Here is a 12,824-nt window from a genome sequence, read left to right as displayed (position 1 = left end):
GCTCTAATAGAAAGGACATTCGACGATGCGCGTTGCGATCATCGATTATGGTTCGGGAAATCTGCGTTCCGCGACGAAGGCGTTCGAGCGCGCAGCCCGGGAAAGCGGCATCGACGCTGAAATCGACCTGACGAACAAGGCGGAGCGGGTGGCCTCTGCCGACCGCATCGTACTTCCAGGTGTTGGCGCTTATGCCGATTGTCGCAACGGTCTCGACGCCGTCCCGGGCATGCACGAGGCGCTTGTCGACGCAGTCGAGAAGAAAGCGCGGCCTTTCCTCGGCATCTGCGTCGGCATGCAGCTGATGTCGTCGCGCGGACTGGAAAAGACCGTCACGCAGGGCTTTGGCTGGATCAAGGGCGATGTCGTCGAGATGACGCCGAACGATCCGACACTGAAGATCCCGCAGATCGGATGGAACACGCTGACGCTCAAGCGTCCGCATCCGTTGTTCGACGGCATCGAGACGGGCCCCGATGGCCTGCACGCCTATTTCGTGCATTCCTATCATCTCGCTACGGAAAACCCCGACGACGTCATCGCCACCACGGATTACGGCGGCCCGATGACGGCTTTCGTCGGCCGCGACAACATGGCGGGCGCCCAGTTCCATCCGGAAAAGAGCCAGAAGCTCGGCCTGAAGCTCATTGCGAACTTCCTCGCCTGGGCTCCGTGATTTTCATTCCATCTTCTATCGGACAATCCGCATGATCCTCTTTCCCGCAATCGATCTGAAAGACGGCCAGTGCGTGCGCCTCAAGCTCGGCGACATGGAGCAGGCTACCGTCTACAACGCCGACCCCGTCGCACAGGCGAAAGCCTTCGAGGACCAGGGCTTCGAATGGCTGCATGTGGTCGACCTGAACGGCGCCTTCGCCGGCGAAAGCGTCAATGGCGGCGCCGTCGACGCGATCCTCAAGGCGACGAAGAACCCGGTCCAACTCGGAGGCGGCATCCGCACGCTTGAGCATATCGAAAACTGGCTTTCGCGCGGACTTTCCCGCGTTATCCTCGGCACGGTGGCGGTGCGCGATCCCGCACTTGTCATCGAGGCCTGCAAGCTCTTTCCCGGCAAGATCGCCGTCGGTATCGACGCCAAGGGTGGCAAGGTCGCCGTCGAAGGTTGGGCGGAAGCGTCCGAACTCGGCGTGATCGAGCTTGCGAAAAAGTTTGAAGGCGCTGGCGTTGCGGCGATCATCTACACGGATATCGACCGCGACGGCATTCTCGCCGGCATCAACTGGACCTCGACGCTGGCCCTTGCCGATGCCGTCTCGATCCCGGTGATCGCCTCTGGCGGGCTTGCATCGCTCGACGATATCCGCCGCATGCTGGAACCGGATGCCCGAAAACTCGAAGGTGCGATTTCCGGCCGCGCACTTTATGATGGCCGGATCGATCCGGCGGAAGCGCTGGCGCTGATCCGCGCTGCAAGATCCTGAACGAGGAACCACCGATGACGCTGAAAGCCCGCGTTATTCCCTGCCTGGACGTCAAGGACGGTCGCGTCGTCAAGGGCGTGAACTTCGTCGACCTGATCGATGCCGGCGATCCTGTCGAAGCGGCCAAGGCCTATGACGCCGCCGGCGCCGACGAACTCTGTTTCCTCGACATTACCGCGTCTTCTGACGAACGCGACACGATCTTCGATGTCGTCACACGCACGGCCGAGCATTGCTTCATGCCGCTCACCGTCGGCGGAGGCGTGCGCAGCATCGCCGATATCCGCAAGCTGCTGCTCTGCGGCGCCGACAAGGTGGCGATCAATTCCGCCGCGGTGAAAAACCCGGATTTCGTTGCCGAAGCCGCCGACAAGTTCGGCGACCAGTGCATCGTCATCTCGATCGACGCCAAGCGGCGGCGTACACAGGCCGCCGGCGGCGACAATATGAGCGCCTGGGAAATCTACACCCATGGCGGCCGAAATCCGACCGGCATCGACGCCGTCGAATTCGCGAAACAGGTGGTCGAACGCGGCGCCGGTGAACTGCTTGTCACCTCGATGGACCGAGACGGCACAAAATCGGGCTACGATCTCGAACTGACGCGGACCATTGCGGATGCCGTACGCGTCCCGGTCATCGCATCAGGCGGCGTCGGCACGCTCGACGACCTCGTGGCGGGCATCCGGGAGGGGCATGCCACGGCGGTGCTCGCCGCCTCCATCTTCCACTTCGGCACCTATTCGATCGCCGAGGCCAAGCAATACATGGCGCAGCATGGCATTCCCATGCGGCTCGACTGACAGGATGCGCAAGACCATGACCGAGTTTACCCTGACCGATCTCGAAAGCATCGTCGCGAGGCGTGCAACGGCTCGCCCCGATGAATCCTGGACGGCGAAACTGGTTGCCGGCGGACAGCAGAAGGCGGCCAAGAAGCTCGGTGAAGAGGCCGTCGAAACGGTGATTGCCGCCATCAAGGACGACCGGGAAAACCTCGTCTACGAAAGCGCCGACCTGCTTTATCATCTTATGGTCGTATTGAAAATTGCCGATATCCCGCTAGAAGCAGTCATGCAGGAGCTTCAACGGCGTACCGCCCAGACAGGCCTCAGCGAGAAGGCCAGCCGGCAGGATCCATGACAACAGCGCCCCGGGAATCCGAAACGCCAGAAACGCTCGATCATTTTGAGGCGAATGGTTATTCGCCCTATCTCTTCTTCGATTCGGAGGAATGGGCCCGGTTTCGCGCCGATACCCCGCTGACGCTGACGGCTGACGAGGTCCAGCGGCTGCGCTCGATCGACGACCCGATCGATCTCGACGAGGTTCGACGCATCTATCTGTCGCTCTCGCGTCTCCTGTCCGCTCATGTGGAATCCTCGCAGCTGCTTTTCGAACAACGCAACCGCTTTCTCAGCATGTCCGATGTCGCGAAAACGCCTTTCGTGATCGGCATCGCCGGTTCTGTCGCCGTCGGCAAATCGACCACTGCCCGTGTTCTGAAGGAGCTTCTGGCCCGGTGGCCCTCCAGCCCGAAGGTGGACCTCGTCACGACGGACGGTTTCCTCTATCCGAATGCCCACCTGGTCCGTCACAACATGTTGAACCGCAAGGGCTTCCCGGAGAGCTACGATATCGGGGCGCTGCTGCGCTTCCTTTCCGCGATCAAGGCCGGCCTGCCAAATGTCAAGGCGCCCAGTTATTCGCACCTGACCTATGACGTGCTGCCGAATGAATTCAAGATCATCGACCGGCCGGACATTCTGATCTTCGAAGGTATCAACGTTCTGCAATCCCGCGATCTTCCCGCAGACGGCAAGATCGTGCCGATCGTTTCCGATTTCTTCGACTTTTCGATCTACATCGACGCCGACGAGAACCTGATCCATCGCTGGTATGTCGACCGCTTCATGAAACTCCGGCAAACGGCATTCCGCGACCCGAACTCCTATTTCAACCGCTATGCCGCCATCAGCGAGGAAGAGGCGCTGAAAGTCGCCGAAGGCCTGTGGCAGAATATCAACCTGAAGAACCTCAGGGAAAACATTCTGCCGACCCGCCCGCGCGCCGATCTCATCCTGCGAAAGGGTGACAATCACCTCGTCGAAAAGGTCGCGCTTCGTAAATTGTAGGCGATGTATCGCCGGCTATCGACCGGCACCGAACGTCATGGATTGACTCGCCTGAGCGTCAGGTTGATACGGCCACCGTTTTTTAGAAGCGTCGACGTCGACGGATAGATGCGGTCAACCCCGTGGAAACAAAGGCGTCCCTCGCCTCCGATCACGAAGACATCGCCGCTTGAGAGTTTCAGCGACATGGTGGGGTCGGTGCGATTGATACCGCCCACCCGAAACAGGCAGCTGTTGCCGAGAGAAATCGAGATGACCGGTGCCGCAAATTCCCTCTCATCGCGATCCTGATGCAGGCCCATGCGGGCCGTATCGTCGTAATAATTGACCAGGCAGGCCTCGGGTTCCCCCCCATAGCCCGACACCCGCCTCCAGATATCGAGGAGCATCTCCGGTATCGGTGGCCATGGCCGGCCGGTCACAGGATGAACCGGTTGATACCGGTAACCACGCTCCTTGTCCGTCACCCAGCCGAGCGGCCCGCAATTGGTCATCCTGACCGACATCGGCTTGCCGGTGCCGGGCATGGCCGGGACGAAAAGCGGTGCTTCCGCAACGATGTTGCGAATGGTTTCGACCAGCCTTTCCTGCTCGGCCCGCTCGATGAAGTCAGGGTGGTGGCGCAGCCCTTCCGGCAGGCTGCGCTTCTTTCTTTCCGCCATTTCGTCTACCAGCGGTCTTCCGCCGCCGCCCTCGACATCAATCGACGAGTTCCGGAATGCGCAGAACTTGGCCGGGATAAATCTTGTCCGGGTGCGTTAACATCGGCTTGTTGGCTTCGAAGATCACGGTGTTCTTGGCACCCTTGCCCTTGCCGTAATGTGCCTCGGCAATCTTCCAGAGATTGTCACCCTTCTTCACCGTGTAGAAGACCGGCTCCTTTGCCGGAGCGGGCGCGGCCGCAGGTGTTTCCGCGATCTTCAGATCGCCGGCTTCGACCTTGGAGATTCCGAGCGTGTTGCCGACGGCGACCACGGCCTTTTCGAACACCGACTGATCCTTGACCACGCCCTTCAGGACCACCTTGTCGTCCACTACCTCAACCTCGACCTTTTCGGTTCCGAGATCGTGCGAGGCAAGCTCCTTCTTCACCGCTTCGGCATCCGGCGTTTCGTCGTCGCCGCCGAGACCGAGCTTCTTGCCCGCATTCTTGATAAAGCTGAAAAGACCCATGGGTTCCTCCTCCTCATATCCCTGTGCAGTTGCAAGATGAAACCACGGGGCATCAAAACACAAGCAATTATCTAAAACATGTCAGGCCTGTCATTCACCGTCGGGGCGTCCCCGCATCTTCTTGACCTCGGACCGGCCGGATTTTTCCTTCAGGCGCCGCTCGACCGATCCCTTCGTCGGTCTGGTCTTCTTGCGGGCCGGTGGGGGGGGCGCAGCCGCTTCGAGGATCAGTTCCTTCAACCGCTCGCGCGCATCTTCCCGGTTTCGTTCCTGGCTGCGGAAACGGTTTGCCTCGATCATCAGCACCCCTTCCTTGGAGGCACGACGCCCGGCAAGCTTCAACGCATTCTCCTTGACCCGGTCGGTGAGCGACGGCGATCCGGAGATGTTGAAGAACAACTGCACCGCGGTCGAGACCTTATTGACGTTCTGCCCACCCGGTCCACCGGCGAGCACGAACTGCTCCGTCAATTCCCATCCGGCGATGGTTATGCGGTTGTTGATATAGAGCGCGTCGCTGGCCATGGTCGGTCTCCGTTCGACCCTTGTCATAATCGATGCCGCCAAAAACAAAAACCCGGCGGTAGAACCGCCGGGTTTCGAATGTCGTTCGCTCCTGATTATTCGGCAGCGATATTGGCGCTCGGAGCGGCCGCACGAACCTTGTGGTCCACATGGTCTTCGAACTTTGCGAAGTTGGTGATGAACATCGCCACCAGTTTCTTCGCCTGTGCGTCATATTCGTCGGCATCGGCCCAGGTCGAGCGCGGGTCGAGGATCTTGGTGTCGACGCCTTCGACTGCAACCGGCACTGCGAAACCGAAGTTGGGATCGACACGCGTCTCGATCTTCTTCAACTCGCCGTTCAGCGCGCTGGTGAGCAGGGCGCGAGTGGCCTTGATCGGCATGCGATGACCGATACCATAGGCGCCGCCGGTCCAGCCGGTATTGACCAGCCAGCAATCGACATTGTGCTTGGCGATGAGGTCACGGAGCAAGTTGCCGTATTCAGCCGGATGACGCGGCATGAACGGAGCACCGAAGCAGGTGGAGAAGGTCGCTTCCGGCTCGGTCACGCCCTTTTCCGTGCCGGCGACCTTGGCGGTGTAGCCGGAGAGGAAGTGGTACATGGCCTGTTCCGGCGTCAGACGGGCGATCGGCGGAAGAACGCCGAATGCGTCAGCCGTCAGCATGATGATCGTCTTCGGATGACCTGCGATGCCGGTTTCCGATGCGTTCGGAATGAAATGCAGCGGATAGGCGCAACGGGTGTTTTCCGTGCGCGAGGCATCGTTGAAGTCCGGAATGCCGTTTTCATCGAGGACGACGTTTTCGAGAACCGTGCCGAAGCGCTTGGTGGTCGCGTAGATTTCCGGCTCGGCTTCGGCCGACAGGCGAATGGTCTTGGCGTAGCAGCCGCCTTCGAAGTTGAAGATGCCGTCTTCGCCCCAGCCGTGCTCATCGTCACCGATCAGCGTGCGGCTCGGATCGGCCGACAGCGTGGTCTTGCCGGTGCCGGACAGGCCGAAGAAGACAGCGGCATCGCCGGCGGGGCCGACGTTTGCCGAGCAGTGCATCGGCATGACGCCCTTCGGCGGCAGCAGATAATTGAGGGCGGTGAAGACCGACTTCTTCATTTCGCCGGCATAGGAGGTGCCGCCGATCAGCACGACTCCGTTGGTGAAGTCGCAGGCGATGACGGTTTCAGTGCGGCAGCCATGACGAGCCGGATCGGCCCGGAAGCTCGGCAGATTGATGATCGTCAGCTTCGGCTGGAAGCTTGCCAGAGCGGACCGCTCGGGGCGGATCAGCAGGTTGCGGATGAACAGCGAGTGCCAGGCAAGCTCGGTGACGACGCGTGTCGGCAGTGCATTTTCAACATCGGCGCCGCCGATCAGATCCTGCACGAACAGCTCCTTGCCGGCTGCATGGGCCAGCATGTCCTTGTGCAGGATACCGAAATGTTCGGGAGACATCGGCTTGTTGTTGTCCCACCAGATCACGCCATCGGTGTTGTCGTCGCGGACGATGAACTTGTCCTTTGCCGAACGGCCGGTGTGTTGGCCGGTCACGGCGCAAAGCGCACCGTCTGCGGTGAGTTCGGCTTCATTGCGGCGAATCGCCTCCTCATAAAGGGTGCGCTCAAGCAGATTGTAATAGACGCGCGAAGCATCACCCAATCCGATCGCCGCCACCCCGATGAGGGGATTGTTTACACCGATTTCCTCCATGAGCACGCTTCCTTTACTATGGGGCTACTGGGTTCGAATGGCGGGGAACCTAGTGTTCGAAATGCGAAAACGCAAGATGGAAGCTGGAAATATATCAATAATTTCAAATAATTAATCGATTTAAATGGAAATCTTCATTTTTAAATCGGTTTGTTTTGGGGGGTTGGAAACGACAATCCGGCGTCCTCTGACGCAAGTGGCGGGTATCTGCGACACGGACGCCCTTTATCTTTGCCACAATTTGTTCCACCTTTATCCCCATTAAGCGCATCCTGATTACCGCCACCGCCTGGGCTGGGATTGATACCAGGAGCCGCGCTTCATGATGACGGAGACAAACAACATGCAGACGATCGCCCTCGTAGACGACGACCGCAACATCCTCACTTCGGTGTCCATCGCGCTCGAGGCGGAAGGATATAAAGTCGAGACCTATACCGATGGTGCCTCGGCGCTCGACGGACTTCTGGCGCGGCCTCCGCATCTCGCCATCTTCGACATCAAGATGCCCCGCATGGACGGCATGGAACTTCTACGGCGCCTCCGCCAGAAGTCCGATCTGCCGGTGATCTTCCTGACCTCCAAGGACGAGGAAATCGACGAATTGTTCGGCTTGAAGATGGGCGCCGACGATTTCATCACCAAGCCGTTCTCGCAGCGCCTGCTGGTCGAACGCGTCAAGGCGATCCTTCGCCGCGCCGCAAGCCGCGAAAGCCTTGCCGCCGGCGGCCCGGCCAAGGCCGGCGCGGAAGTGCAGGCCCGGACGCTGGAACGCGGCCAGCTCGTGATGGATCAGGAACGCCATACCTGCACCTGGAAGGGCGATCCCGTCACCCTCACCGTCACCGAATTCCTGATCCTGCAGTCGCTCGCGCAGCGCCCCGGCGTGGTCAAGAGCCGCGATGCTCTGATGGATGCCGCCTATGACGAACAGGTCTATGTCGACGATCGCACCATCGACAGCCACATCAAGCGGCTTCGCAAGAAGTTCAAGATGGTCGATGTCGACTTCGACATGATTGAAACGCTCTACGGCGTAGGATACCGCTTCCGCGAAGCAGCGTGATATGCGCCGGTCCCTTGTCCCCGCATGAAAGACGATGCGGGGAATGGACCTCCCGGCGCGAAAGGGTGAGACTTGGCCAAGCAAGTTGCCGACGGAAATCTCGATGAACTGGAAAGCCTGACCGAACCACGTCGCTTCCTGGTCCATCCGTTCACGATCATCCGGCGCATCTTCGGTCACGCACTGTTTTCCAGCCTGACGCGGCGGATCGTCTTCTTCAATCTCGCGGCGATCATCGTGCTGGTTGGCGGTATCATGTACCTCAATCAGTTCCGCGAGGGACTGATCGATGCCCGTGTCGAAAGCCTGCTTACACAGGGCGAAATCATCGCCGGAGCGATTTCCGCCTCGGCCTCCGTCGACACCAACTCGATCACCATCGATCCGCAGAAGCTCCTGGAACTGCAGGCGGGGCAAAGCATCACGCCGGTGCCGAGCGACGAAGATCTCGATTTTCCGATCAATCCGGAGCGTGTCGCGCCGGTGCTGCGACGCCTGATCTCACCGACCCGCACGCGGGCGCGGCTCTTCGATGCAGACGCCAATCTGCTGCTCGATTCGAGGCACCTTTATTCCCGCGGACAGGTGCTGCGGTTCGACCTGCCGCCCGTGGACGGGGAAAGCTCCGGTCTGACCGACTGGGCCGCTCGCGTCTTCAACTCGATGCTACAGCCGAGCAATCTGCCGGTCTACAAGGAAGCGCCGGGCGGAGATGGCTCCATCTATCCGGAGGTGATGAATGCACTGACCGGCGTGCGCGGCGCCGTCGTACGCGTCACCGAGGGCGGCGAACTGATCGTTTCCGTCGCCGTTCCGGTGCAGCGGTCGCGAGCCGTGCTCGGTGTCCTGCTGCTCTCCACCCAGGCCGGGGACATCGACAAGATCGTGCATGCCGAACGCCTCGCAATTCTTCGGGTTTTCGGCGTCGCGACGCTCGTCAATATCGTATTGTCGCTACTTTTGTCCTCCACCATCGCCAATCCGCTCCGGCGGCTTTCGGCAGCGGCCATTCGCGTGCGCCGCGGAGCCAAGGAACGGGAGGAAATCCCGGATTTCTCCGCCCGCCAGGACGAAATCGGCAACCTTTCCGTCGCCCTGCGCGAGATGACCACTGCGCTCTACGACCGGATCGATGCGATCGAGAGCTTCGCCGCAGACGTCAGCCATGAACTGAAAAACCCGCTCACCTCGCTTAGAAGCGCCGTCGAAACACTACCGCTTGCCAAGAACGACAATTCCCGACAGCGGCTGATGGACGTCATCCAGCACGATGTGCGCCGTCTCGACCGGCTGATCAGCGATATTTCGGATGCGTCGCGGCTCGACGCCGAACTCGCGCGCAGCGATGCAAAGCCCGTCGACCTCGAGGTGCTGCTCGCAAGTCTTGTCGACGTTTCGCGTCAAATCCGCAGTACCAAGAAACCGGTCGAGATCGATTACGTCATCGACCAGAAGCCCGGCGCCCGGCAGCGTTTCATGGTCAACGGCCACGACCTGCGGCTCGGCCAGATCATCACCAACCTGATCGAGAACGCCCGATCCTTCGTTCCGGACGTCGGCGGAAAGATCACGGTGCGGCTGTCGCGCACACGGGGACGCTGCCTGATCCAGGTGGAGGACAACGGTCCCGGCATCCAGGCGGAAAACATCGATCGCATCTTCGAGCGCTTTTATACCGACCGACCGGAACGCGAGGGCTTCGGACAGAATTCGGGCCTCGGTCTGTCGATCAGCCGTCAGATCGCAGAAGCGCATGGCGGCACGCTTCGGGCCGAAAACATCGCCGATCCAGAGAGCGGCGGCATGCTGGGCGCCCGCTTCATCCTGTCCCTGCCCGCGGAAAACACCCCATGAATACCGCAGGGCCCGCCGAGAGCAATGTTCACGGCACGGCCATCGTCGTGGGGACGACCGGCCTCATCTTTCTTGGACCATCCGGTGCAGGCAAATCGGCCCTCGCCTTCGACTGCATGGCGGAAGCCCGCCTCGCAGGCGATTTCGCAGCGCTGATTTCCGATGACCAGGTCTTTGTCTCCCGCCATGGCCCTCACGTGCTTGCCCGCCGGCCGGAGCCGATCAGGGGCCTCATCGAGCTTCGGTATGCCGGCATCGCACGGGTCGAAAGCCTGCCGCACGCGGTGCTGCATTATGCCATCCTGCCCGCCGAAAACGGCGCAAGACTGCCGCCGGAGTTCGAAATCGCAACACTTGCGCCGGAAATAACGCTGCCGGCCCTGCGCGTGCCCACTGGCGCTCGCATGCCATTTGCCTTTATAAAGGCCCTGATCGCGACTGAAGTCGCCACCCGCCCAACATGAGGCATCGCAGTTTGCGCTTGAACTTCCGTTTTTCATCGCCAAGATGGCGTCCCACCGATGGACGCGGCTTGAACGTTAGGGTATCTGGCCGGCTGTTTGCGCAGGCAAGGGGGCAGTAAAAGTATGATCGGACTAGTGCTTGTCACTCATGGCAAGCTGGCTGAAGAGTTTCATCACGCAGTGGAACATGTGGTTGGCCCCCAGAAATTCATCGAAACGGTGTCGATCGGTCCCGAGGACGACATGGACCAGCGTCGGCAGGATATTCTCGACGCAGTGATGCGCGCCGATGACGGGCACGGCGTCATCATCCTGACCGACATGTTCGGCGGCACACCCTCCAACCTCGCCATTTCCGTAATGAACAGCGGACGCATCGAGGTGATTGCGGGGGTCAACCTGCCCATGCTCATCAAGCTTGCAGGCGTCCGAGGCGACAACGACATGGAAAAAGCGCTGGTCGATGCCTCGGAAGCGGGCCGCAAGTACATCAATGTCGCCAGCCGCGTCCTGAGCGGCAAGTAACCGGCCGGAGAGCAACGCGCCATGTCCCTCTCCCGTGAAATGCTGATTACCAACAAGCGCGGCCTGCATGCCCGTGCCTCCGCCAAGTTCGTGCAGACGGTCAGCGGCTACGATGCGACCGTTCACGTCACCAAGGACGGGACGACTGTCGGCGGAACCTCGATCATGGGGCTGATGATGCTCGCGGCGAGCCCTGGCTGCAGCATTCTCGTCACCGCCACGGGCGCCCAGGCCGAGATCGTACTTGACGCCCTTTCGCAGCTTGTCGGCGACAAGTTCGGCGAGGAAGCCTAGGACTGCCGTTGGCATATAAAGATATAAAGACTTCTTTATGTCTAGTTGCCTCAGGCGCCAATCCCTGCTAGATGCTCTGCTGGAGGCCCGATCCGGAAGATCGGGCGTATACGGACCTGTGCGTCCGTCGAAAGACTGAACAGACCTCGCTTCAGCCGGAGAGATTCATGAACACACATAAGGACTACGTCGTCGCCGACATCGGCCTCGCCGATTTCGGGCGCAAGGAAATCAATATCGCCGAGACCGAAATGCCCGGCCTGATGGCGTGCCGTTCCGAGTTCGGCCAAACCAAGCCTCTCAAAGGCGCCCGCATCAGCGGTTCGCTGCACATGACGATCCAGACTGCGGTCCTGATCGAAACCCTGGTCGCGCTCGGCGCCGACGTCCGCTGGGCTTCCTGCAATATCTTCTCGACCCAGGATCACGCCGCAGCGGCGATCGCCGCCGCCGGCATTCCGGTCTTCGCCATCAAGGGTGAGTCGCTTGAAGACTACTGGCGCTACACCGACCAGATCTTCCAGTGGAGCGACGGCGGTTTCAGCAATATGATCCTCGACGATGGCGGCGATGCCACCATGTATATCCTGCTCGGCGCTCGCGCCGAGGCCGGCGAGAACGTGCTGTCCAATCCGGGCTCGGAAGAGGAAGAAATCCTGTTCGCCCAGATCAAGAAGCGCCTCGAGGCTTCTCCGGGCTGGTTCACCAAGCAGCGTGAAGCGATCCGCGGCGTGACGGAGGAAACCACCACCGGTGTCCATCGTCTCTATGAACTGGGCAAGAAGGGCCTCCTTCCCTTCCCGGCGATCAACGTCAACGATTCCGTCACCAAGTCGAAGTTCGACAACAAGTATGGCTGCAAGGAATCGCTGGTCGATGGCATCCGTCGCGGCACTGATGTCATGATGGCCGGCAAGGTCGCTGTGGTCTGCGGCTATGGCGATGTCGGCAAGGGTTCGGCCGCGTCGCTGCGCGGCGCCGGCGCCCGCGTGAAGGTCACCGAGATCGATCCGATCTGCGCGCTGCAGGCTGCCATGGACGGCTTCGAAGTCGTGACGCTGGAAGACGTCGTCTCCTCGGCTGACATCTTCATCACCACGACCGGCAACCGCGATGTCATCCGTATCGAGCACATGCGCGAGATGAAGGACATGGCAATCGTCGGCAACATCGGCCATTTCGACAACGAGATCCAGGTTGCCGCACTGCGCAATCTGAAGTGGACCAATGTGAAGCCGCAGGTCGACATGATCGAGTTCCCGAAGGGCAACCGCATGATCCTCCTGTCGGAAGGCCGCCTGCTCAATCTCGGCAATGCCACGGGCCATCCGTCCTTCGTGATGTCGGCTTCGTTCACCAACCAGGTGCTTGCCCAGATCGAACTGTTCACCAAGCCGGGTGAATACAAAAACGACGTCTATATCCTGCCGAAGCATCTCGACGAGAAGGTTGCCCGCCTGCATCTCGAAAAACTCGGCGTGAAACTGACCGAGCTATCGGAAGAACAGGCAAGCTATATCGGCGTCGAAAAGACCGGTCCGTTCAAGGCCGAACACTATCGCTATTAATTAGCCGACAATCTTTCCACAAGATATAGTGGCCGCGTCCTTGACAAAAGGCGCGGCCTCTTTTTTGCCCTC

The 12,824-nt window shown here is 60.3% G+C and carries 15 protein-coding genes; 11 read left to right on the top strand and 4 right to left on the bottom strand.

All coding sequences use genetic code 11. From position 1 onward, the window contains the following. The first annotated feature begins 25 nt into the window (after nt 1-25). The 5 genes from hisH to coaA are packed head-to-tail and all read left to right on the top strand — an operon-like array spanning nt 26 to nt 3,577. Nucleotides 26-676 (top strand): imidazole glycerol phosphate synthase subunit HisH, encoded by a 651-nt coding sequence (gene hisH, locus ACLBKR_RS18540; RefSeq protein WP_113338023.1) that lies wholly within the window; start codon nt 26-28, stop codon nt 674-676. A 31-nt stretch (nt 677-707) separates the two neighbouring features. After that, nucleotides 708-1,442, top strand: coding sequence for a 1-(5-phosphoribosyl)-5-[(5-phosphoribosylamino)methylideneamino]imidazole-4-carboxamide isomerase (gene hisA, locus ACLBKR_RS18535; protein WP_113338024.1), 735 nt, complete (start codon nt 708-710; stop codon nt 1,440-1,442). Between the two features lie 14 nt (nt 1,443-1,456). Beyond that, a complete protein-coding gene (gene hisF / locus ACLBKR_RS18530) occupies nt 1,457-2,245 on the top strand; it encodes an imidazole glycerol phosphate synthase subunit HisF (protein ID WP_112830680.1) in 789 nt (262 codons plus the stop codon). Between the two features lie 16 nt (nt 2,246-2,261). Continuing rightward, nucleotides 2,262-2,585: a phosphoribosyl-ATP diphosphatase gene (locus tag ACLBKR_RS18525; protein WP_112830741.1), complete on the top strand. Its 324-nt coding sequence runs from the start codon at nt 2,262-2,264 to the stop codon at nt 2,583-2,585. Continuing rightward, nucleotides 2,582-3,577, top strand: a complete 996-nt coding sequence (gene coaA, locus ACLBKR_RS18520) for a type I pantothenate kinase (RefSeq protein WP_112830679.1) — start codon at nt 2,582-2,584, stop codon at nt 3,575-3,577. The genes ACLBKR_RS18525 and coaA overlap by 4 nt, the downstream gene beginning before the upstream one ends. A gap of 35 nt (nt 3,578-3,612) precedes the next feature. Here the strand turns inward: coaA and ACLBKR_RS18515 are convergent, their stop codons facing one another. From ACLBKR_RS18515 to ACLBKR_RS18500, 4 genes are all read right to left on the bottom strand, one after another. Next, complete coding sequence (locus ACLBKR_RS18515; RefSeq protein ID WP_414899952.1) at nt 3,613-4,239, bottom strand: alpha-ketoglutarate-dependent dioxygenase AlkB family protein; 627 nt, start codon at nt 4,237-4,239, stop codon at nt 3,613-3,615. Nucleotides 4,240-4,276: 37 nt separating this feature from the next. Next, nucleotides 4,277-4,750, bottom strand: coding sequence for a peptidoglycan-binding protein LysM (gene lysM, locus ACLBKR_RS18510; protein ID WP_112830678.1), 474 nt, complete (start codon nt 4,748-4,750; stop codon nt 4,277-4,279). Between the two features lie 90 nt (nt 4,751-4,840). Then, nucleotides 4,841-5,275, bottom strand: a complete 435-nt coding sequence (gene arfB, locus ACLBKR_RS18505; protein ID WP_112830677.1) for an alternative ribosome rescue aminoacyl-tRNA hydrolase ArfB — start codon at nt 5,273-5,275, stop codon at nt 4,841-4,843. A gap of 95 nt (nt 5,276-5,370) precedes the next feature. Then, complete coding sequence (locus ACLBKR_RS18500) at nt 5,371-6,981, bottom strand: phosphoenolpyruvate carboxykinase (RefSeq protein ID WP_113338025.1); 1,611 nt, start codon at nt 6,979-6,981, stop codon at nt 5,371-5,373. A gap of 343 nt (nt 6,982-7,324) precedes the next feature. Between ACLBKR_RS18500 and ACLBKR_RS18495 the strand changes: the two genes are divergently transcribed. The 6 genes from ACLBKR_RS18495 to ahcY all read left to right on the top strand — a co-directional run bounded on the left by ACLBKR_RS18495 (nt 7,325) and on the right by ahcY (nt 12,752). Then, on the top strand, nt 7,325-8,047 hold the full coding sequence (locus tag ACLBKR_RS18495) for a response regulator transcription factor (protein WP_244713632.1): 723 nt from the start codon (nt 7,325-7,327) through the stop codon (nt 8,045-8,047). 72 nt (nt 8,048-8,119) lie between these two features. Beyond that, complete coding sequence (locus ACLBKR_RS18490; protein ID WP_112830675.1) at nt 8,120-9,901, top strand: sensor histidine kinase; 1,782 nt, start codon at nt 8,120-8,122, stop codon at nt 9,899-9,901. Next, on the top strand, nt 9,898-10,365 hold the full coding sequence (locus tag ACLBKR_RS18485) for a hypothetical protein (RefSeq protein WP_113447521.1): 468 nt from the start codon (nt 9,898-9,900) through the stop codon (nt 10,363-10,365). Before ACLBKR_RS18490 ends, ACLBKR_RS18485 begins: the two co-directional genes overlap by 4 nt. A gap of 123 nt (nt 10,366-10,488) precedes the next feature. After that, nucleotides 10,489-10,890: a PTS sugar transporter subunit IIA gene (locus tag ACLBKR_RS18480; RefSeq protein ID WP_099055923.1), complete on the top strand. Its 402-nt coding sequence runs from the start codon at nt 10,489-10,491 to the stop codon at nt 10,888-10,890. A 21-nt stretch (nt 10,891-10,911) separates the two neighbouring features. Further along, nucleotides 10,912-11,184, top strand: coding sequence for an HPr family phosphocarrier protein (locus ACLBKR_RS18475; RefSeq protein ID WP_112830673.1), 273 nt, complete (start codon nt 10,912-10,914; stop codon nt 11,182-11,184). Between the two features lie 167 nt (nt 11,185-11,351). Then, nucleotides 11,352-12,752, top strand: a complete 1,401-nt coding sequence (gene ahcY, locus ACLBKR_RS18470; RefSeq protein ID WP_113447520.1) for an adenosylhomocysteinase — start codon at nt 11,352-11,354, stop codon at nt 12,750-12,752. The last annotated feature ends 72 nt before the right edge of the window (nt 12,753-12,824 follow it).

The sequence above is a fragment of the Paenirhizobium cremeum genome, assembly GCF_047553425.1.
GTDB classification, from domain to species: domain Bacteria; phylum Pseudomonadota; class Alphaproteobacteria; order Rhizobiales; family Rhizobiaceae; genus Allorhizobium; species Allorhizobium cremeum.
Note: the sequence above shows the minus strand (reverse complement) of the source record. Positions and strands in the feature narration are given on the sequence as shown.